General features: G+C 59.4%; 19 protein-coding genes. 3 read left to right on the top strand and 16 right to left on the bottom strand.

The window, feature by feature from the left end; genetic code table 11:
• Positions 1-44: 44 nt before the first annotated feature.
• From murB to ACR0I8_RS17250, 7 genes are all read right to left on the bottom strand, one after another.
• On the bottom strand, positions 45-971 hold the full coding sequence (murB, locus tag ACR0I8_RS17280; protein ID WP_170375001.1) for a UDP-N-acetylmuramate dehydrogenase: 927 nt from the start codon (positions 969-971) through the stop codon (positions 45-47).
• Between the two features lie 56 nt (positions 972-1,027).
• Positions 1,028-1,270 carry a DUF2484 family protein gene (locus ACR0I8_RS17275; protein ID WP_170374999.1) on the bottom strand — a complete coding sequence of 81 codons (243 nt, stop codon included), beginning with the start codon at positions 1,268-1,270 and terminating at the stop codon, positions 1,028-1,030.
• Positions 1,267-1,515 carry a DUF2484 family protein gene (locus tag ACR0I8_RS17270; RefSeq protein WP_170374997.1) on the bottom strand — a complete coding sequence of 83 codons (249 nt, stop codon included), beginning with the start codon at positions 1,513-1,515 and terminating at the stop codon, positions 1,267-1,269. The genes ACR0I8_RS17275 and ACR0I8_RS17270 overlap by 4 nt, the downstream gene beginning before the upstream one ends.
• A 72-nt stretch (positions 1,516-1,587) precedes the next feature.
• Complete coding sequence (murC, locus tag ACR0I8_RS17265; protein WP_170374995.1) at positions 1,588-2,997, bottom strand: UDP-N-acetylmuramate--L-alanine ligase; 1,410 nt, start codon at positions 2,995-2,997, stop codon at positions 1,588-1,590.
• Entirely contained in the window at positions 2,994-4,091 is a 1,098-nt protein-coding gene (locus ACR0I8_RS17260) for a UDP-N-acetylglucosamine--N-acetylmuramyl-(pentapeptide) pyrophosphoryl-undecaprenol N-acetylglucosamine transferase (protein ID WP_170691862.1), read from the bottom strand. Before ACR0I8_RS17260 ends, murC begins: the two co-directional genes overlap by 4 nt.
• Positions 4,091-5,254, bottom strand: a complete 1,164-nt coding sequence (ftsW, locus tag ACR0I8_RS17255; protein ID WP_170374992.1) for a putative lipid II flippase FtsW — start codon at positions 5,252-5,254, stop codon at positions 4,091-4,093. The genes ACR0I8_RS17260 and ftsW overlap by 1 nt, the downstream gene beginning before the upstream one ends.
• A gap of 127 nt (positions 5,255-5,381) precedes the next feature.
• Positions 5,382-6,455, bottom strand: coding sequence for a Hint domain-containing protein (locus tag ACR0I8_RS17250; protein WP_170691860.1), 1,074 nt, complete (start codon positions 6,453-6,455; stop codon positions 5,382-5,384).
• A gap of 194 nt (positions 6,456-6,649) precedes the next feature.
• On the opposite strand from ACR0I8_RS17250, the gene ACR0I8_RS17245 reads away from it, so the two are divergent.
• Complete coding sequence (locus tag ACR0I8_RS17245; protein WP_170691858.1) at positions 6,650-7,828, top strand: BaiN/RdsA family NAD(P)/FAD-dependent oxidoreductase; 1,179 nt, start codon at positions 6,650-6,652, stop codon at positions 7,826-7,828.
• Between the two features lie 23 nt (positions 7,829-7,851).
• Here ACR0I8_RS17245 and ACR0I8_RS17240 read toward each other — a convergent pair whose 3' ends face one another.
• The 9 genes from ACR0I8_RS17240 to mraZ form a co-directional block, all read right to left on the bottom strand.
• Positions 7,852-8,232: a glycine zipper family protein gene (locus ACR0I8_RS17240; protein ID WP_170374988.1), complete on the bottom strand. Its 381-nt coding sequence runs from the start codon at positions 8,230-8,232 to the stop codon at positions 7,852-7,854.
• Between the two features lie 99 nt (positions 8,233-8,331).
• Positions 8,332-9,732, bottom strand: a complete 1,401-nt coding sequence (gene murD, locus ACR0I8_RS17235; RefSeq protein WP_170691856.1) for a UDP-N-acetylmuramoyl-L-alanine--D-glutamate ligase — start codon at positions 9,730-9,732, stop codon at positions 8,332-8,334.
• 147 nt (positions 9,733-9,879) lie between these two features.
• Entirely contained in the window at positions 9,880-10,962 is a 1,083-nt protein-coding gene (gene mraY, locus ACR0I8_RS17230) for a phospho-N-acetylmuramoyl-pentapeptide-transferase (RefSeq protein ID WP_170374984.1), read from the bottom strand.
• A 35-nt stretch (positions 10,963-10,997) separates the two neighbouring features.
• Positions 10,998-12,392 carry a UDP-N-acetylmuramoyl-tripeptide--D-alanyl-D-alanine ligase gene (locus ACR0I8_RS17225; RefSeq protein WP_170691853.1) on the bottom strand — a complete coding sequence of 465 codons (1,395 nt, stop codon included), beginning with the start codon at positions 12,390-12,392 and terminating at the stop codon, positions 10,998-11,000.
• Positions 12,389-13,870: a UDP-N-acetylmuramoyl-L-alanyl-D-glutamate--2,6-diaminopimelate ligase gene (locus ACR0I8_RS17220; protein WP_170691851.1), complete on the bottom strand. Its 1,482-nt coding sequence runs from the start codon at positions 13,868-13,870 to the stop codon at positions 12,389-12,391. The genes ACR0I8_RS17225 and ACR0I8_RS17220 overlap by 4 nt, the downstream gene beginning before the upstream one ends.
• A 22-nt stretch (positions 13,871-13,892) precedes the next feature.
• Positions 13,893-15,680, bottom strand: coding sequence for a peptidoglycan D,D-transpeptidase FtsI family protein (locus ACR0I8_RS17215; protein WP_170691849.1), 1,788 nt, complete (start codon positions 15,678-15,680; stop codon positions 13,893-13,895).
• Positions 15,677-16,045 carry a cell division protein FtsL gene (ftsL, locus tag ACR0I8_RS17210; protein WP_170374977.1) on the bottom strand — a complete coding sequence of 123 codons (369 nt, stop codon included), beginning with the start codon at positions 16,043-16,045 and terminating at the stop codon, positions 15,677-15,679. Before ftsL ends, ACR0I8_RS17215 begins: the two co-directional genes overlap by 4 nt.
• Complete coding sequence (gene rsmH, locus ACR0I8_RS17205; protein WP_170375360.1) at positions 16,042-17,034, bottom strand: 16S rRNA (cytosine(1402)-N(4))-methyltransferase RsmH; 993 nt, start codon at positions 17,032-17,034, stop codon at positions 16,042-16,044. The genes ftsL and rsmH overlap by 4 nt, the downstream gene beginning before the upstream one ends.
• A gap of 4 nt (positions 17,035-17,038) precedes the next feature.
• Positions 17,039-17,542, bottom strand: a complete 504-nt coding sequence (gene mraZ, locus ACR0I8_RS17200) for a division/cell wall cluster transcriptional repressor MraZ (RefSeq protein WP_170374975.1) — start codon at positions 17,540-17,542, stop codon at positions 17,039-17,041.
• A gap of 902 nt (positions 17,543-18,444) precedes the next feature.
• Here mraZ and ACR0I8_RS17195 point away from each other — a divergent pair.
• Both ACR0I8_RS17195 and ACR0I8_RS17190 read left to right on the top strand, forming a co-directional pair.
• Complete coding sequence (locus tag ACR0I8_RS17195; protein WP_170691847.1) at positions 18,445-18,669, top strand: DUF1127 domain-containing protein; 225 nt, start codon at positions 18,445-18,447, stop codon at positions 18,667-18,669.
• A 374-nt stretch (positions 18,670-19,043) separates the two neighbouring features.
• Positions 19,044-19,334, top strand: coding sequence for a DUF1330 domain-containing protein (locus ACR0I8_RS17190; protein ID WP_170691845.1), 291 nt, complete (start codon positions 19,044-19,046; stop codon positions 19,332-19,334).

The raw sequence follows: 19,334 nt of genomic DNA, 5'->3' as shown, positions 1-19,334 counted from the left end.
ATCCGTCGCCGTTAATTGCCTGTTATGGTCTGACGGTTGGGGCTTTATTCTTTCAGCGGATCACCGACCCGCATGATTTCCCACTCTAGCGTGATGCCGCTTGTTTCGTAAACCTTTTTTCGCACCTCTTCACCCAGACCTTCGAGGTCTGCGGCGGTCGCCTCGCCCGTATTGATCAGGAAATTCGAGTGCTTGGGGCTCATCTGCGCACCACCTTTCGTGGCCCCGCGCATGCCCGCATCGTCGATGACCTTCCAAGCCTTGAGGTCATGCACATCATCCGTCTTCCCCGTCGAGGAGAACCCGGCCGGATTGCGGAAGGTCGAACCGGCGCTGCGGTCTTTGGTGGGCTGGGTCTCGTCGCGCTTTTGCAACTGCGCCGCCATTCGGGCATGAAGCGCTTCGGGTTCACCTTTGGGACCTTCGAAACTTGCCGAGATCAGCACTGCGCCGTCAGGCAGGTCGGATTGACGGTAGCGAAAGTTCAGATCCTCTGCGCCAAGGTCCATCACCTCACCCTGTCGTGTGACGATAGTGGCCTTTGTCAAAACATCCGCCGTGTAGCTGCCATAACAGCCTGCGTTCATCCGAACGGCACCACCGATTGACCCCGGAATCGTGCGCAAAAAGGTCAGATCCACACCAGCATCCGCCGCTTTACGCGCCACATGTGCATCCAAAGCCGCAGCACCTGCGGTGACCGTAGTGCCCTCGATCTCTATCCCATTGAAGCCCCGCCCCAGCCGGATCACCACGGCGCGCAAACCGCCATCGCGCACGATGAGGTTCGACCCGACGCCCATCGGGAAAATCACGACATCATCGGGAAGTTCGCGCAAAAAGCCTTGCAGATCTTCAACATCCGCAGGTTGGAACAAATAGTCAGCCGGGCCGCCGACACGCAGCCATGTCAGGTCGCTGAGGCTTCGGTTTTCGGACAGTTTGCCACGAGGCACAGGAAGAACAGTCATAGCTGCTAACTCGCGGATTCAGAGGGAGTTGGCAACCTGTATCCGCAGCGAAACGGTCAAATCCGCCTACGCAGCCACCGCCCCAGATAGATCACCGGCCAGCGCAAGATCGACATACCCATCACGAGGACTATCAGCCCTATCCACGGGCCGTTCTCATAGGTGACATATCCAAGCAGAGGGATCCCGACTGCAATCAGGATGTAGGCGCGGGTCCAGTGGTTGTCCTTGCTGGGGATCATCGCCAGAAGGTTCGCAACAAGGCCCCAAAGGGCCGCGAGGGCAAGAGAGAAGGTCATTCCATCACCTCTCCGCGCACCCATTTGCGCCAGTAATAGCGGATCGGGTTGCGGAACATCGAGACGAAACCTCCGAAGGCCAGAACCGACCAGACCCATCCATGGTCATAACCCAGCCAGATGATCATCACCGGCGCGCAGAGCAACAGGACAATACCCGGAGGGAATTGCAGCCGCATCGGCAACAAGGCCACGATAGTGGCGCTGATCGCCCAAAGGGCGGCAAAGATGGTCGAATAGTCCATTGTCCCCTCCTGGGACGCGGTCTTGGCAATAGGTCACACGCCCTCAGGTTGTGCAGTAAATAAGATCAGCCGTCAAACAGCCTGTTTTCGTTGCAACCGCTCAGGCAACCCGTTCGCCCATGCACTGATTGTCCCGGCGCCGAGACACACGACCATGTCGCCCGGGCGGGCTTGTTCGCGGACCAGACGCTCCAGATCGTTTTCGTCCAGCAAGGCCCGCGCATGGCGGTGGCCATGACGGATGAGGCCCTGCACCAGATCATCGCGCGAGGCTCCCTCGATCGGGTCTTCTCCGGCGGCGAAGATATCGGCGATGGCAACCACGTCGGCGTCGTTGAAGCAGGTGCAGAAATCATCAAACAGGTTGGAAAGGCGCGAATAGCGGTGAGGCTGGTGAACGGCGATCACGCGGCCTTCGGTGGCTTGGCGAGCGGCCTTTAGAACGGCAGCGATTTCGACCGGGTGGTGGCCGTAATCGTCGATGATGGTAACACCGTCGATCTCTCCGACCTTGGTGAAGCGGCGGTTGACGCCGCCGAAATTCGCCAATGCCTCGCGGATTTCGGATGCCTTCATGCCCAGATGGCGCGCCACAGCGACAGCCGACAACGCGTTCGAGACGTTGTGATCACCCGGCATCGGCAGAGTACAGCCTTCGATCACCTTGTCTTCGTATTGCAGGTGGATGTCGAAATGCGCGACGCCGGCTTTGTAGGTCAGGTTTTCGGCCCGCACATCGGCCTGCGCGTTGAAGCCATAAGTGCGCACGCGGCGGTCGGTGATGCGCCCAACCAGAGCCTGCACCTCGGCGTGATCCGTACAGCACACCGCCAGACCGTAGAAGGGCAGGTTCGACACGAACTCATAGAACCCGTCGCGCAGCTTATCGAAATCGCCCCAGTGTTCCATATGTTCGGGGTCGATATTGGTGACGATGGCGATGGTTGCGGGCAAACGGTTGAACGAGCCATCGGATTCGTCGGCCTCGACCACCATCCATTCGCCCTGCCCCATGCGCGCGTTCGAACCATAGGCGTGGATGATACCGCCATTGATGACGGTAGGATCGAAGTCTCCGGCCACCATCAGTTCAGCCATCATAGTGGTCGTGGTGGTTTTGCCATGCGTCCCGGCGATGGCAATGTTCGAGCGCAGGCGCATCAATTCGGCCAGCATATCGGCGCGGCGAACGACGGGCAGTCCTTGGGCGCGCGCCTCATCCAGTTCCGGGTTACCCGGCTTGATCGCGGTCGAGGTGACGACCACGGCGGCGTTTCGTAAGTTTTCGGCCTTCTGTCCCACGAAAATCTCGGCCCCCAGAGACGCCAACCGATCCGTGATTTTCGAGGCTTTCAGGTCCGACCCCTGTACCCGGTAGCCGAGGTTCAGCAACACCTCGGCGATGCCCGACATCCCGATCCCGCCGATCCCAACGAAATGGATCGGTCCTACGTCCTGCGGCAGTTTGGTTGCGGGATTCATGCGGTCTCCTTCTGCGCCAGTTGCTCGACAAGGGCGACCAGTCGCTCAGTAGCGTCGGGGGCACCTGTCGAGAGGGCGGCATGGGCCATTGTCTGCGCGGCTTCGGGGTTGGTCAAAACCGTGGTCATTTGCTCGGTCAGTGAGGGGACGTCAAGCGCCTTTTCCGGGATCATGATCGCCCCGCCTGCCTGCACCAGCCCTCGGGCATTGGCGGTTTGGTGATCGCCTGCGGCGGCGGCGAATGGGATCAGGATCGACGGGCGACCGATGACCGAGATATCGGCCACGCTCGACGCGCCCGAACGGCTGATGACAAGCTGCGCATCCGACATGCGTCGCGGTACGTCGTCAAAAAACGGCTGCACATCTGCGCGGATATCGTGATCTGCGTAAAAGGCCGTGACCCTCTCTCCATCCTCGTCGCGGGCTTGATGCGAGACGCGGATGAACCCGCGCAGGAATTCGGGCAAAGCGGCAATTGCCTCAGGCACCACATCGCTGAGGATACGCGCACCCTGACTGCCACCCATCACAAGAACCGACATCGGATATTCGCCGGGCGGAATGTAGGGCGCAGCGGCACGCTCCAGCACCGAGGCCCGGACCGGATTACCAGTGTGAATGCCGCTGGAACCTTCGGGCAGATCGGTAGGCCAAACACCGCAGGCCACTTGGGCCACGCGTGTGGCGAAGAGCTGGTTCACACGCCCCAAAACGCCGTTCTGTTCATGGATCATACGCGGCAGTTTCAGCAGCGTTGCCGCGCCCAGCGCCGGGATCGACGGGTAGCCGCCAAAGCCTACAACCACATCCGGACGGTCGCGCAGCATTTGCATGGCCATGCTTGTCACACCGCCCGCAATCTTCGGCCCCACCATCGCTTTTGCGGCCAGACCGCCGCGTGCGAAGGTTGCCGAGGACGCCTCGACAATCTCGGTCGTGTGCGGGAAGCCTCCGGTATAGCGGGCGCCCCGAGGATCGGTCGACAGACGCACGCGCCAGCCTTTTTGCAACATCGCTTCGGCCAGAGCCTGCGCCGGGAACATGTGGCCCCCGGTGCCGCCAGCCGCAATCAACAGGTAAGGTTTGCCCATCAGCCTCGTCCGCGCAGAATATCACCAAGCTCACCCTGTGGGCGCGAGCGTGTGAAGGCCAGCAACATGCCAACCGCAATACCGCCCGCGATCAGGGATGAGCCGCCATAGCTGACAAAGGGCAGCGTCATGCCCTTTGCAGGCAACAGGCGCACGGCCACACCCATATTGATCATCGCCTGGACGCCAAACATACAGGCCAGCCCGGTGCCAGCCAGACGGATGAACATATCCCGCTCACGCATCAGGCGCATCAGTGAGCGCACAACGATAATCGAATAAAGGGCGATGATGATCAGCACCAGGATCAGCCCATATTCCTCGGCCGCAACGGCGATGATGAAATCCGTATGCGCGTCGGGCAGAGACCATTTCACCTGCCCCTCTCCCACACCGACACCAAACAATCCGCCCTCGCGAATGGCGTTGGTGGCATAGCCAAGCTGAGTGGTCGGATCGACCTCCTGGTTCAGAAAGCCGTCAATGCGGCGGGCAAAGTGGTCCGAGTTGGAATAGGCGAACATCCCGCCCAGAACGACCACTCCGGCCATGCCAACCAGCAAAAGCATCGGCGCTCCGGCCACGAAATACATGACGCCCCAGCCGAAGAGGATCAAGCAGGCTTGCCCGAAATCAGGCTGCATGACCAGCATGCCGACAATAGCCATACACAGCGCAAAGGACCACAACCGCCCTGGAGGGCCATTGATCTCTTGCGAGGCCGCCAGCAACCACGCCGCGACGACCACAAATCCAGGCTTGAGAAATTCGGACGGTTGCAATGAGGCGAACCCCAGCGAGTACCAGCGCACGGCCCCTTTTCCGAAATCCGTCCCGAAGACCGGCAGGAACGCCAGCGCCACGAAGGCCCCCAGAAAGCCCAGCACAGCCAGACGGCGTACCAGTGTCGGAGACATCATCGAGGTCAGTAGCATCGCGATCAGCGCCAATCCGCCGAAGAGCGCCTGTCGTTCGACATAGTGGAACGGATCAAACCCATTCCGCCCGGCCAGAGGAGGCGATGAGGCCAGCCCAAGCAACAATCCGATGACAAACAGAATCAGAACGCAGGACATCGTCCAGCGATCAATCGTCCGCCACCACTTTGGTAGAATCGGTTCCCCGCGCTGGTCCTGGACCGCGCCATACACCATCTCAGTCATGAGATACCGCCACTTACTGCCTCACTCGACGTCCCGTTTTCGGGATCTGTTTGAGAGTCTACAGTGAATTTGGCGTTTGGGCTAGGGAAATGAGCCGTGCAAACGAAAACGGCGCCTTAACGAGATGTCATCCGCCCCTGTTGGCCTGAACCTTTCTTTGAACCACTGGCTTGCCGTTTTTCACGTGACGCTGAACGAGATTGCGGATTTGCCTCCCCCTCCTCGGGACCAGTCGCGCGTGTTCAGGCTCGTGGGTGTCTAAAAACAACTGCGGAATAATTTGCCGCAATTCTTTGACCGCATCCTTTCCAATCGCCCTAAGCGCTTCGGGCCCCGTGAACAGGCTTTCCGTCGGCGCGCCCTCGGCAAAGATAACCTCGTGGCGGTCAAGGAGAAGGTGGATATACGTAACCGTCGCGCCTCCCGTCTGCACTGAAACGCCAGGCAGATCGAGCAGTTTGCAGGCCGGGACAAAGACCTCATCTTTGGCGAACATGCGCTCAGCAATAGCTGACCTGACCAGCATGCGGTGTTGTGGCGAAACGCAAAGATCACGTGCAGGCACCCCCTGCCCCAAAGCACCATGCGCGATTTGGATCGGCCTTAACTTGGGTTTCAGCGTCAGGTCGATTTTGTCGAGGTCTTGCCTGCCAATCCAACGGATCGGTTGAGCACCATTATCCTGCGTGAGAACCAAATCGCTTGTGTTCAGATCGTCAATCAATCGTGGGCCATCAGGTGTATCGATCAAGGTGCCAGACGTGAAACAAGGCACCACAGTGTCGATGTCGATGTTCGGGCCGTTGTCGATGATTGCGGTGATCGTCAAAGTGGTGTTCAGCGGCGGTACGGTACCGCCGATAAATGCCATAAAGAACCCGTCTTCACTGTCGACCCCGATTGAGTTTCCGTCGCCGTTGATGTCATAGTCAAACAGGCCGATCTGATAGGTGTTAGTGCCATCCGTCACCGAAACTGTAAAATCCCAGAAGATCGTATTGCCATTAAATGTTTGTGTCAGATCGTTCGCGGTCTCGTTCGACTGATCGTCTCCATCAAAGATCGTATCGTCCGCTCCATCTTCGATGGTGATCTGGCTGTAGGCAGAGATTGTGAAAGTGGAGTTTACAACGGCGCTGGATGCGCCCGCATCGCTCAAGGTGGTATCGGAGCGAAAAGCACCAAAAATCGTTGAGGGCATAAAACCAAAAAACTCCGCCTACAATTGCAAACGCACAAATTTTCGCCGGCACTCTGGAAAATTGGTATGGCTTCGCGTCTAGGGGGTCAAGTTCAGCCGCCTTGTTTTCCTATTACTGTGGTTCCGCTACATCTTTGCTAGCTGCTGATTGTGCCGCTATTGCCTTTGCTGACAAACCAAGCCATGCGCAGCGCATGACCTTCGACACGATCATCCTCGGGGCCGGTGCTGCCGGCATGATGTGCGCGGCGCATTGCGGCGGGCGGGTTCTGGTGATCGACCACGCGAAAGCGCCCGGCGAGAAGATCCGTATCTCGGGCGGAGGGCGTTGCAACTTCACCAACATGTATTCGGGGCCTGCCAATTTCCTGTCGCAAAACCCCCATTTCTGCAAATCCGCGTTGGCGCGCTATACGCAATGGGATTTCATCGATCTGGTCGGGCGATACGACATCGCATGGCATGAGAAAACGCTGGGGCAGTTGTTTTGTGACGACACCTCGAAGCAAATCGTTCAGATGCTGCTGGATGAGATGGCCCGCGCAGGGGCTGACTTATGGCTACGGACCGAGGTCAAAGCGCTGCGCAAGACCGAAGCCGGGTTCGCGCTGGAGGTCGATCGCGAAGGTGCCCGGCACAGCCTGACCTGCCGCAATCTTGTGCTGGCAACAGGCGGCAAGTCGATCCCCAAAATGGGTGCGACAGGTCTCGCCTATGACATCGCGCAGCAATTCAATCTGCGCGTCACCGATACCCGCGCCGCGCTTGTCCCATTCACCTTCTCGGACGGGAGGTTCAAGGAGCTGTCTGGCGTCTCTCTGCCTGCGCGCCTGTCCAACGACCGCACCAGTTTTGACGAAGCACTCCTGTTCACCCATCGCGGCCTCAGTGGGCCGTCGGTGTTGCAACTCTCGTCATATTGGCATGAGGGAGAAGCGATCCGCGTCAACCTGATCCCGGACTTGCCCTTGTTCGATCTATTGCGCGATCAGCGACAAGCCGGAGGGCGCAAGGCCCTGACCACCGAACTCGCCCGGCACTTGCCATCGCGGTTGGTAGATCACCTATCCCAGCATATCCCACTGAAGGGCAACCTTGCCGATCAGTCGGACACGGCGCTGAACGATCTTATCTCGGCGCTGTCCGAATGGCAGCTGACCCCCTCAGGCACCGAAGGCTACCGCACCGCTGAGGTCACTCTGGGTGGGATCAACACAGATGACCTGTCGTCAAAAACGATGGAGGCCAGGGATGTCCCCGGCCTCTATGCGATTGGTGAAGCTGTAGATGTCACCGGTTGGCTTGGCGGCTATAACTTCCAGTGGGCGTGGTCCTCGGGCCATGCCGCCGGAAAGGCCATTTCCGCGCGTTAGCCGATACGACTAACTGCGCTGCCTTAGCCGACGACGTTATAGCCGCGTCCGCGCATGCAGTTGCGCACGATGACTTCCTTATTCTGGTTCTTCGCGATCACGTCAGCTCCGGCCCCGATCAGAGCCCCCGCCGCAGCAGCGCGACCCAGATTGTCGCTGCTGTCCTGAATGATCGCCGTAGTCGCCGCAGCACCGGCCGCACCAATCGCCGCGTTACCCGCCGTCGATCCATCGACCGCCGCCTGAGACGCCGCCAGTTGCTGACATTGCAGCAGGTCCGACTGGTAGTTGGGGCCAACCGGGCCATCAATAACGGGCACGTAGTTTGCGCCTGTATTCGTGCAAGCCCCAGCCAGCAGCAGAGCCGGGACGATCAGAAGGGATTTCGGGTTAGGCATATTCATGACCTCTTTTTGAATTTCCGAGCAGAAAAGCAAATTCTTAAACGGCTTCAAGCCGGTACCCGCAAACTGTCGCCCAATCGGCAAGGAATTGCAAACGGGCTAGGCGTTAAGGTGCTTTTGAACCTGCGCCGTGAAGTCATCCCCGCGCCGCTCGAAATTGTCATATTGGTCAAAACTGGCGGCTGCAGGGGCCAGCAAAACGGTCTCCCCAGCCTCGCTGTCGGCTATGGCCTGTTCAACGGCAGCGCCCATTGTGGTGCAGACCTTGGCCTCGACCTTTAGCTGCATGGCAAAACCCGCCGCCTCGCGCCCAATCACATAGGCCTTGATCACCTGATCCGTGGCACCGTTCAGGGCGTCGATACCGCCTTCTTTCTCCAATCCGCCGCAAATCCAGCGGATCTTCTTGAACGCACTCAGAGCCTTCACCGCACTGTCTACATTCGTCGCCTTGGAGTCGTTCACGAAAATCACCCCACCTGCTTCGGCGATGATCTGACTGCGATGCGGCAGGCCCGGATAGCTGTGCAAGGCATCCTCGATCACGCGCGGCGCCAGACCCAGAGACCGGCAAGAGGCATAGGCGGCACACGCGTTCTGGTGGTTATGCGCGCCCGGCAGCCCCTTTATGCCGCGCAGATCAATCGAGCCGATCTGCCGCCCTTTGCGATACTCCGAAAGGAAGCCTTTGCGGGCAAAGACCTGCCATCCCGGACCGGTCAGCTTGCGCTCAACCGAGATCCGGATCACCCGATCATCCGCCGGACCCTCGGCCAATTGCCCCGCCAGGAATGCACCTTCGGCCTCATCAATACCAATCACGGCACGGTCTGGCCCGCCCTCGGCAAAGAGGCGTCTCTTGGCGGCGAAATAGCCACCCATTCCACCGTGTCGATCCAGATGGTCCGGCGACAGGTTGGTGAATACCGCTACATCAGGCGTCAATGCGCGGGCCAGCTCGGTCTGATAGCTCGACAGCTCCAGCACAACGACCGATCCATCGCCGCCGGGGTCTACATCCAAGATGCCACGCCCGATATTGCCCGCCAACTGCGCCTCACGCCCCGCCTCGGACAGGATGTGATGGATCAGGGCTGCCGTGGTCGATTTGCCGTTCGATCCTGTCACCGCGATCACACGCGGCGGCGTGTCGTAGTTGTTCCACTCAGGCCCCGCAAAGGATCGAAAGAACAGGCCGATATCGTTGTCCACGGGCACCCCGGCCTCCAAAGCGGCTGCGACAACCGGGTTCGGTTGAGGGTAAAGATGCGGAATACCGGGTGAAACGATCAGCGTGGCGATATCATCAAACGCCCCGTGGCGCCGCAGGTCGAGGCATTGAAACCCCTCCCCTTCAGCGGTCTCGCGCGCGGCCGGATTGTCATCCCAGCAGATCGCCTCCGCCCCACCCGCACGCAACGCACGCGCGGTCGCCAAACCCGACCGACCAAGGCCCAAAACGGCGACCTTCTGCCCTGAGAAACCTTTGACCGGGATCATGCCGCCCCCTTCTTTCAACTTGAATGCGCGCCACACTGCACCGAAGGAAATCCCGATGGCAAGGGCGCTTTCAGGCTCGCGCGCCAGCGCGAGCCATGCCCAACAGGTGGCAAGAGGGCCGCAGGCCCTCTGAACCAGGCGGGAGGGCTACCGGACCTTCAGTGTCGCCAAACCGATCATCGCGAGGATCAGCGAAATGATCCAGAACCGGATCACGATGGTGGGTTCCGCCCAGCCTTTCTTTTCATAGTGATGATGGATCGGAGCCATCAGGAACACGCGCTTACCGGTGCGCTTGAAATAGAGAACCTGAATGATCACACTCAGCGCCTCGACCACAAACAGGCCGCCGACCACGGCCAGCACCAACTCGTGCTTGGTCGCCACGGCAATCGCGCCCAGCGCGCCACCCAAGGCGAGCGACCCGGTATCGCCCATGAACACAGCCGCAGGCGGGGCGTTATACCACAGGAACCCAAGGCCACCGCCGAACAGGGCCGAGGTGAAGATCAGAATCTCGCCCGTTCCGGGTACGTAGTGCACATCCAGATACTCAGTAAAGTCGACGCGCCCTACCGCATAAGCGATGATTCCCAGAGTCGTAGCAGCAATCATCGCGGGCATGATCGCCAAACCGTCAAGACCATCGGTCAGGTTCACGGCATTGGCAGAGCCCACAATCACGATAACGGCAAACGGGATGTAGAGGATCCCTAGATTGACCAGCGTATCCTTGAAAATCGGCACGGCCAGTTGGTTCTGCAAAGCCTCCGGATGATGCAAAGACGCCCAGAAGGCCGCCAACACGGCGATGATGATCCCCAGTGCCAGGCGCATTTTGCCAGACACGCCTTTGGTGTTCTGCTTGGAGACCTTGGCAAAGTCATCGGCGAACCCGATGGCCGCATAAGCCAACGTCACAAACAGCACCATCCAGACGTAGGGATTGTCCCAGCGCGCCCATAGTAGCGTTGACGTGACCAGCGCCCCTACGATCAGCAAGCCACCCATGGTGGGCGTCCCGGCTTTGGAGAAATGCCCCTCGGGCCCGTCATCACGGATCGGCTGACCTTTGCCCTGCTTGCGGCGCAACACGTTGATCAGAGGTTTGCCAAACAGAAACCCAAAGATCAGCGCCGTCAAAAAGGCCCCACCCGCGCGGAATGTGATATAGCGGAAGAGGTTCCAGAAATCCCCTCCGTCCGACAGGGCGGTCAACCAATACAGCATTACAGTACCTTTCTCACACGAGGCGCACGGGCGCGTTACCCGTCAAGCGCGCCCCCTTGCCCCATTTTCCGCAGACCGTCAACAATCCGGGCCAAAGCCATGCTGAGCGAGCCTTTCGCCAGCACGGTATCGCCGCTTTCGATCAAATCCGGCAGGTGTTCAGCCATCTCGGCGCTGGTTTCGAACCACAGGCCCCTCTTTGTATCCGGCAAAGCCTCGTGCAGCGCTTTCATCAACGGCCCGATGCAGTGAACCTGATCGACCTGCGCCATCGCGCTCACCTCGGCCATGCCTGCATGCATTGCGACCTCTTGAGCACCCAACTCCTTCATGTCGCCCAAAAAGGCGATACGGCGCGTTCCGTTCGAGGCGGCCAACACGTCCAGCGCAGCCTCCATCGAGGTCGGGTTGGCATTGTAACTGTCGTCCAATAATTCGATCTGACCGCCAATCGCCAGCGGCAGAGTCTCCCGGACCCCGCGCCCCTTGACTGGCGACCATTGACGCAGGCCGTCTATTGCCTGATTCAAGCCGACACCCATCTCAACACAAGCGGCCAACGCGCCCAGCGCATTCATCGCAAAATGCGTACCTGCCGATTGGACGTCGAAGGCAAACACAGTGTCACCAACCTCAGCCCGTGCTTGAACGGTTTCGGACCCGGTAGTCACTTCGATCAGCTTGTAATCTGCACCTTGCCGACCGAACTCAACGATTCCAGCGCCAAGGTTTTGTGCTGCCTGGCGCAATATACCCGCATGTTCGACATCAGCGTTCACGATGGCTGCACCACCGGGCTCCAACCCTTCAAAGATCGCCGCTTTCTCATGAGCGATACCGGCAACGGACTCGAACGCTTCGAGGTGAACAGCGGCCACCGTCGTCACCAAACCCACATGCGGGCGCGCCTGACGAGCCAGCGGGGCAATCTCGCCCGGATGGTTCATCCCGATCTCAATCACTGCAAATTCAGTGTCTTGCGGCATACGTGCTAGCGTCAGTGGCACACCCCAGTGATTGTTATAGCTGGCGACACTGGCATGGGTTTTGCCCTGCGTTTCCAGAATGGTGGCCAGCATTTCCTTGGTTGAGGTCTTGCCAACACTCCCTGTCACTCCCACAACACGCGCCTCGGTCCGGGCGCGGGCGGCCTGTCCGAGTGCTTCCAGCCCGGATTGCACATCATCGACAATCAACAGAGGCGCATTTTCGGACACCCCTTCAGGGACATACGACACCAAGGCGGCGCCAGCGCCCTTCTCCAGCGCCTGAGCTACAAAATCATGGCCGTCGCGCGCGGCCTTCAACGCGACAAACAAGTCGCCCGGTTGCAATATCCGCGTATCAATCGACACGCCATCCACAGTCCACTCACTGGTAGCGCGCCCGCCGGTTGCAGCGGCGGCCTCTGCCGCAGTCCAGAGTGTCATGCGACCCTCCCGTCCAGAGCGGCCACGGAAATGCTCGCCTGTTCCACATCATCAAAGGGTAGCACCTGATCACCTACGATCTGGCCGGTTTCGTGACCTTTGCCTGCAATCAGTAGAGCATCGCCGGGTTGCAAAGCGTCAATACCCCGCAGAATAGCCTCGGCGCGATCACCTACTTCGGTCGCCTCTGGCGCACCGTCCATCACGGCGGCGCGGATAGAGGCCGGGTCTTCGCTGCGCGGGTTGTCGTCAGTGACAAAGACGATATCCGCGTGATTGGCGGCGGCCTTTCCCATCAGCGGGCGCTTGGTGGCGTCGCGATCTCCGCCCGCGCCAATGACCGCGATCAGACGTCCCATCACATGCGGTCGCAACGCTTTCAAAGCCGTGGCGACTGCATCCGGCGTATGGGCATAATCCACAAACACCGCCGCGCCATTGTCGCGGGTTGCGGCTAGCTGCATGCGGCCCCGGACGGTTGTGAGATGCGGCAGGGTCTCGAACACCCGCTCAGGGTCGTCGCCTGCCGCGATAACCAGTCCGCAAGCCAGCAGGATGTTTTCGGCCTGGAACCCTCCGATCAAGTTCAGGCGCGTCTGGAAGGTCTTGCCCTGCCACGAAAACCGCAGATCCTGCCCGGTCGAGTCAAACCGCTGGTTCATCAGACACAGGTCGGCCTCGCCCAGCCCGACGGTCAGCACAGACTGCCCCCGCGCTTCAGCAATCTTGCGCACCTGCTCACCCTTCGGGTCGCTCAGGTTGATGACTGCGGTGCCGTCCTCAGGCAGTACACGGTCGAACAGGCCCATTTTGGCTGCGAAATACGCCTCGAACGTCTCGTGATAGTCCAGATGATCCTGCGTGAAATTCGAGAAACCAGCAGCGGCCAGATGCACTCCGTCAAGGCGGCGCTGTTCCAGCCCGTGTGAGGACGCCTCCATCGCCGCGTGGGTCACGCCATTCTCGGCGGCCTCGGACAGACAGCGATGCAAAGTGATCGGTTCGGGCGTTGTATGGGCCAGCGGGGCCGTCCATGCGCCTTCGACCCCCGTGGTGCCAAGGTTGACGGCGGCGTGGCCAAGCTCAGCCCAGATCTGGCGAACGAATGTGGCGACCGAGGTTTTGCCATTGGTTCCGGTGACCGCCACAATCGTCTGAGGTTGCGCACCGAACCAAAGCGCAGCTGAGCCGGCCAACGCCTGACGCGGGTCTTCAACCACAACTAAAGCAGCGTCGGATGCGGCCAGTTCGGCCTCGGCGATCTGCGCGCCTTCGGCATCGGTCAGAATAGCGGCAGCCCCCATGCGCAAGGCATATTGAATGAATTCACCGCCATGGACGCGCGTACCGGGAAGCGCTGCGAACAGGAAACCGTCTTTGACATCACGGCTATCGACCGCCAGCCCGGTGATGTCGGGATTCGCGCCTCCGCGTGCTGTCAGGGCCAGTTGGCTGAGTTTCTTTGTTCTTGCGCCCATGACCCACCTGTTCTCTGGCACCCTAATTCGAGGTCAGGGTTATAGCAGCGCTCGCCTCAAGCTCAAGCCGGGGTCGCAGGCCCAAAAGCGGCGCGACACGGCCGATCAACTCAGCCGCAACGGGCACCGCAGTCCAGCCCGCCGTGCGGCGTTTTTCGCCATAGGCCAGAATGGAGGGTTCATCCAAAGTGACGATCAGCACATACTTCGGATCGTAAGCCGGGAAGATGGTGGCGAAGGTGGCGATCACCTTGTCATCATAATAGCCGCCACGCGGTTTGGGTTTGTCGGCGGTCCCGGTCTTGCCCGCAACGTCATAGCCTTTGACCTCGGCAAAGCTCGCCGTGCCGTCGGTCACCACTTTGCGCAGCATCTTCTGCGCCTGACGCGCGGTGTTCTCCGACATCACCCGTGGGCCGTATTGAGGGCCATTGCGGCGCAGGATCGTCGGGCTGACATAGTGCCCGCCATTGGCAATCGCGGCATACCCCGCCGCCAGATGCATCGGGCTGGTCGACAGGCCGTGACCGTAAGAGATGGTGACCGTGCTCAACTCACCCCATTTCTTGGGCTTGAGGGGCGCACCACCTGCGGCTTCGACAATCTCGAACGGGGTGGGTTCGAACATGCCCAGCGTTTCAAGGAAGCTCTGCTGGCGTGTCGCGCCGATCTGCAAGGCCAGCCGTCCGGTCCCCCGGTTCGAACTGTGAACGATCACATCCGCCACGCTGATCTTGCCGTAGTTCTTGCCGTTGAACTCACCAATTGGGAAACGGCCGATCTTCATCGGACCGGAGGTGTCGATGATGGTCTCGGAGTTCACCAAGCCAAGCTGGACCGCCTGTGCGGCGGTAAAGATTTTGAAGACCGATCCAAGCTCATAGACACCCTGCACGTAACGATTGAACAGAGGGCTATCAGACGGATCAAATCCCGAGGTTGGCGGGCGCGGACGGTCATTGGGGTCAAACGACGGCAGCGACGCGGCCGAGATCACCTCACCCGTATGCGCGTTCATCAGAACCGCTGAGGCGCCCTTGGCGTTCATGATCTTCATCCCGCCATATAGCACCTGCTCGACTGCTGCCTGAATGGTCAGGTCGAGCGACAGTTGCAGCGGCTTGCTGCCGTTGGCCGGGTCACGCAAATAGTCGTCGAACTTCTTCTCAACTCCAGCAACACCGATCACCTCAGCAGCACTTACGCCTTCGCGGCCAAAACCCGAACCACCAAGGATATGCGCCGCCAGCTTGCCATTCGGGTAGAGGCGCATTTCACGCGGACCGAACAGGATGCCCGGATCGCCGATATCATGCACCGCCTGTTTCTGCTCCGGCGAGATGCGTTTCTTGATCCACAGGAACTTGCGTTTACCGGTGAAGTCCTTGACCAGACGCTCTTTGTCGAGATCCGGGAAAATCGCGACCAGCTGATCAGCTGCCGCAATCGGATCAATCATCAAGGGCGGCTGCGCGTAGACGGAATACGTATCCAGATTGGTCGCCAGAATACGCCCTTCGCGATCAACAATGTTGGCGCGTTGCATGGCGATTGAGGCACCGGGCGCGCTGGCAAGTGGCTCTTGCGCCTCGGACGTTGCCAGCATGCCCATGCGGACGCCGACTACCGAGAAGGCGCAAAAGAAGAACAGACCCAAAACCAAAAGACGCCCCTCGGCACGAGCGCGGGCGCGATCTTTCATCTTTTCATGACGTTGGCGGATATTCTCGCGCTCGATGACCTTTGGGTTTTCACCCTTCGCGCGGGCATCCAGAACGCGGGCCAGAGGGCGGAGGGGAGTGCGGGTCATGGAATCTGCACCTCACCCAAGGCCTGAATATCGGTGATCGCCTGCAGCTCGATCGGGTCAACAACCGGCAGGTCGGGGTCCTCGGCATAAGCGATCTGGTCCGCACGTCCGAATTGCTCAGCCCGCAAGGGCAACAGGCCCATGCGTTCGAAATTCAAATCGGCCAGCTCACGCAGGCGATCCGGGCGATTCAGATAGGCCCATTCGGCGTTCAGAACCGCCAGCCTAACCTGCGCCACGCCGATCTCACCCTGAAGGGCCTGCATTTCTTTCACAACTTGCTGGGTCCGGTAGTTCTCCTGATAGGCCCACAAGGCCAATCCGAACACGGACAGAGCGGTCAACACATACAGAATACTCTTCATCTTGCCCTTCCCCCAAGTTGCGGCATCCCGATGGCGCGGGCGTCAATCTCCCCAGCCGGAGCCTCGGTACGGATCGCGACACGCAGCTTGGCCGATCGCGAACGCGGGTTTTCCTGCAATTCCTGCTCGTCTGGCCCGACGGCCTTGCGGGTCTTAAGCGTAAACTGCGGCAGCTCCTGTTCCATCTCGGGCGCGTACCGGTTGGCACGACCCGTCTTACCAGCCCGAGACTGGAAGAACCGTTTAACCATCCGGTCTTCGATGGAGTGGAAGGTCACAACGGCCAGTTGCCCACCAGGCATCAAGGCCCGCTCAGCAGCCATAAGGCCTTGAAACAGCTCGTCATATTCGGCGTTCACTGCAATCCGCAGGCCCTGAAAACTACGCGTCGCAGGGTGCGATTGTCCCGGCTTGGGGCGCGGCAGGCAGGATTCGATGATCTCGGCCAAACGCAAGGTCGTGGTGATGGGCTCCTCGGCGCGGGCTTTGACGATGGCCTTGGCGATACGCCGACTTGCACGCTCCTCACCGTAGTGGAACAGGATGTCGGCCAATTGCGTCTCGGTCGCCGTGTTGACCAGATCGGCGGCGCTTTCACCCTCCTGGCTCATGCGCATGTCGAGCGGGCCGTCTTTCATGAAAGAAAAGCCGCGCTCGGCCAGATCCAGCTGCATGGACGAAACCCCAAGGTCCAGCACTACACCGTCGAGATCCTGGGCATACTCATCCAAGCGCGAGAACACTCCGGGCTGCATTACTAGTCGGTCGCCATAGCCACCCGCCCAGTCTGCGGCCATCTCAAACGCAAGAGGATCGCGATCCACGCCGATCACTTTCTCAGCCCCGGCCTCAAACAAACCCCTAGTATAGCCGCCTGCGCCGAAGGTGCCGTCCAGCCAAGTGCCCTCCACCGGAGACACCGCCGCCAGCAAAGGGCGCAGCAGGACTGGAATATGTGGGTTAGAAGATGAGGAGACCGCGCCGGACATGCCGTTACGCGTCCTCAACGCCATCGAGATAGACCATCGGGTCGAAATCATCCGGCAGATCGTCCATCCATTCCTCGGCTTTGGCGAGCTCTTCGACCTCATAGGTCTCAGGCTTCCAGATCTGGAAGGTGTCACCGGCGGCTATGAAGAAGGCCTCATTCTCAAGGTCGATCTTGTTGCGCAGCTTGGCCGGCAAAACCAGACGCCCGGTTTCATCCACATTGGTGGGAAAGGACTGACCATGGAACATACGCTGAAGCATCTTACGCTCCATCGAGCCACGCGGCAGAGCGTCGATCTTATCGTCGACCTCATCAATTGCCTGCATGGTATAGCATTCAAGGTATTTGCGGCGGTGGTCGCCATAGACAATCACAAGCTCAGGATTGTCACCGGGCTGCCAATTGGGGTCAGACGATTCAAGCACACGGCGAAACGAGGCCGGGATCGAGACCCTGCCCTTCGTGTCCACCTTATGGTGGCTTTCACCTCTAAACCTGCGCGCCAAGACGACTGTCCCTTTCGCTTGCGCCCCACTTGAATTTCACGTCCCCCCGGATGAAAAACGGCGGGTTGATCTGCTGCCACTGATCAACCCGCCGCATTGGCCCGCTTTGCGGGATGTCCAGCTGCACGCGCCACCTGGGGGGATGTCTGCTCGCCCGCGCGCCGGATCTCTTGAGTGATGAAAGCGAGATGCCTGTATGAAACCTGATTATTTTTGGTTGGGGTCGTTTGCTGCCCCTGCTGCCTCGTCCTCATCGGATGCATTAGGGATGACATGGGAATTCATGGAAATCAACAGGAATTTTTGGGCACCATCTAATACGGGCTATGAAAACAAGGTGTATTTTGAGCCAATTTCAGAACCAACACACCTCATATCGACATCAAATGTCATTCGATCGCTAGATATAGTGACCTCATGAACCTCCCGCGATCACCCATGATTTCCCAAAAAAATTTCGAATTCTCGGAATAAATGCCGGCTGAGACCCGTCAGCAACGCAAAAAGCAAAGAATCACACAGAAGGAAACCGCGTGGAATTTGGCCGCTTTGATCTGCTCCCACGAATTCCCAAGCCACGATCTAAGATCGCTTTCCCGTGATCGAGTTGAAACAAAGCGTCCATCAAACGCACAAACTTTCGCAGCTGCGCTCAAACTCCGGGCAAGTCGAATGGTGAGAAGGAATCTTTGCTCGACCAAGACTTAGCGCCCAAGGTCCCGCAAACCCCAAAAAATCATGGGTGATTTCAAACCGCGACTGACAAGGCTCTGATATCCATGCATTTGCTGCATAGCAGCATTGACGTTGCGGGCTATTGTGCAATCGCAGCATTCACTTATTTTCATCCTCAAGCAAACGCTGGCACCGGTCAGCAAGACAAGAATGAACGGAACAACAAGATGGCAATGGCAACAAACACACCGGCACTCAAAGGCACTCACTTTGGCGGTATCACCACATTGGTCGAGGCCGCAAAGACACGTTTTGCCCGCTACCGCCTGTACCGCCAAACGGTAAGTGAGCTGTCGGCGCTGTCGAACCGCGAGCTGGCCGATCTCGGCCTGAGCCGCGCAATGATCCGCGGCCTGGCCCGTCAGGCGGCTGACGACTTCACAGCGCGTTAAGCGCAAACGAATACACGAGATCAGACCCTTCCTCCTCCCTTTAGGGTCTGTAATCAGCGGCGGCGTCTCTCCTCCTCCCTGACGTCGCCGCACCAAATACCGGCCTTGCAACGCCGGACCAAGACACACCGGGCTCTCCTCCTCCCTGCCTGGTGTTGAAAGCGCGCGGTGACGTCTTCCTCCTCCCTGACGTCGCCGCGTCTTCCTCATACCGGGCTCAAACCCGGGTTCAGATACATCGGGGCTCTCCTCCTCCCTGCCCTGATGTAGAAAAGAACGGCGGTTTCCCTTCCTCCTCCCTGGGAAACCGCCGTTTTTGCATTTTGGGCAAACGGACTAAGATCGGCGCAGCTACGTTTTTTCAGGAGTGCGCCATGGCCGCCTATTTTATCGCCCAGATTTCCATTCATGATCCGGTCGGGTATCAGAAGTATCTTGAAGGTTTCATGCCAATCTTTGACCGGCACGGCGGGCGCCTGCTGACCATTTCGTCAAAACCCGTCGAGATTGTCGAAGGCAGTTGGGCCGAAGAAGGCATCGTGCTGATGGAGTTTCCGGACGTGGCCGCGGCCCGGGCGTGGAAAGACGACCCGGACTATATCGAGTTGGCCAAGATCAGACGCAAGACAACGACGGCCAATCTGGTGCTGGTCGAAGGCCTCTAG

This window comes from Ruegeria sp. BG9, from assembly GCF_056538305.1.
The sequence above is the reverse complement of the archived record's forward strand: the minus strand, read 5'-3'. Positions and strand labels throughout refer to the sequence as shown.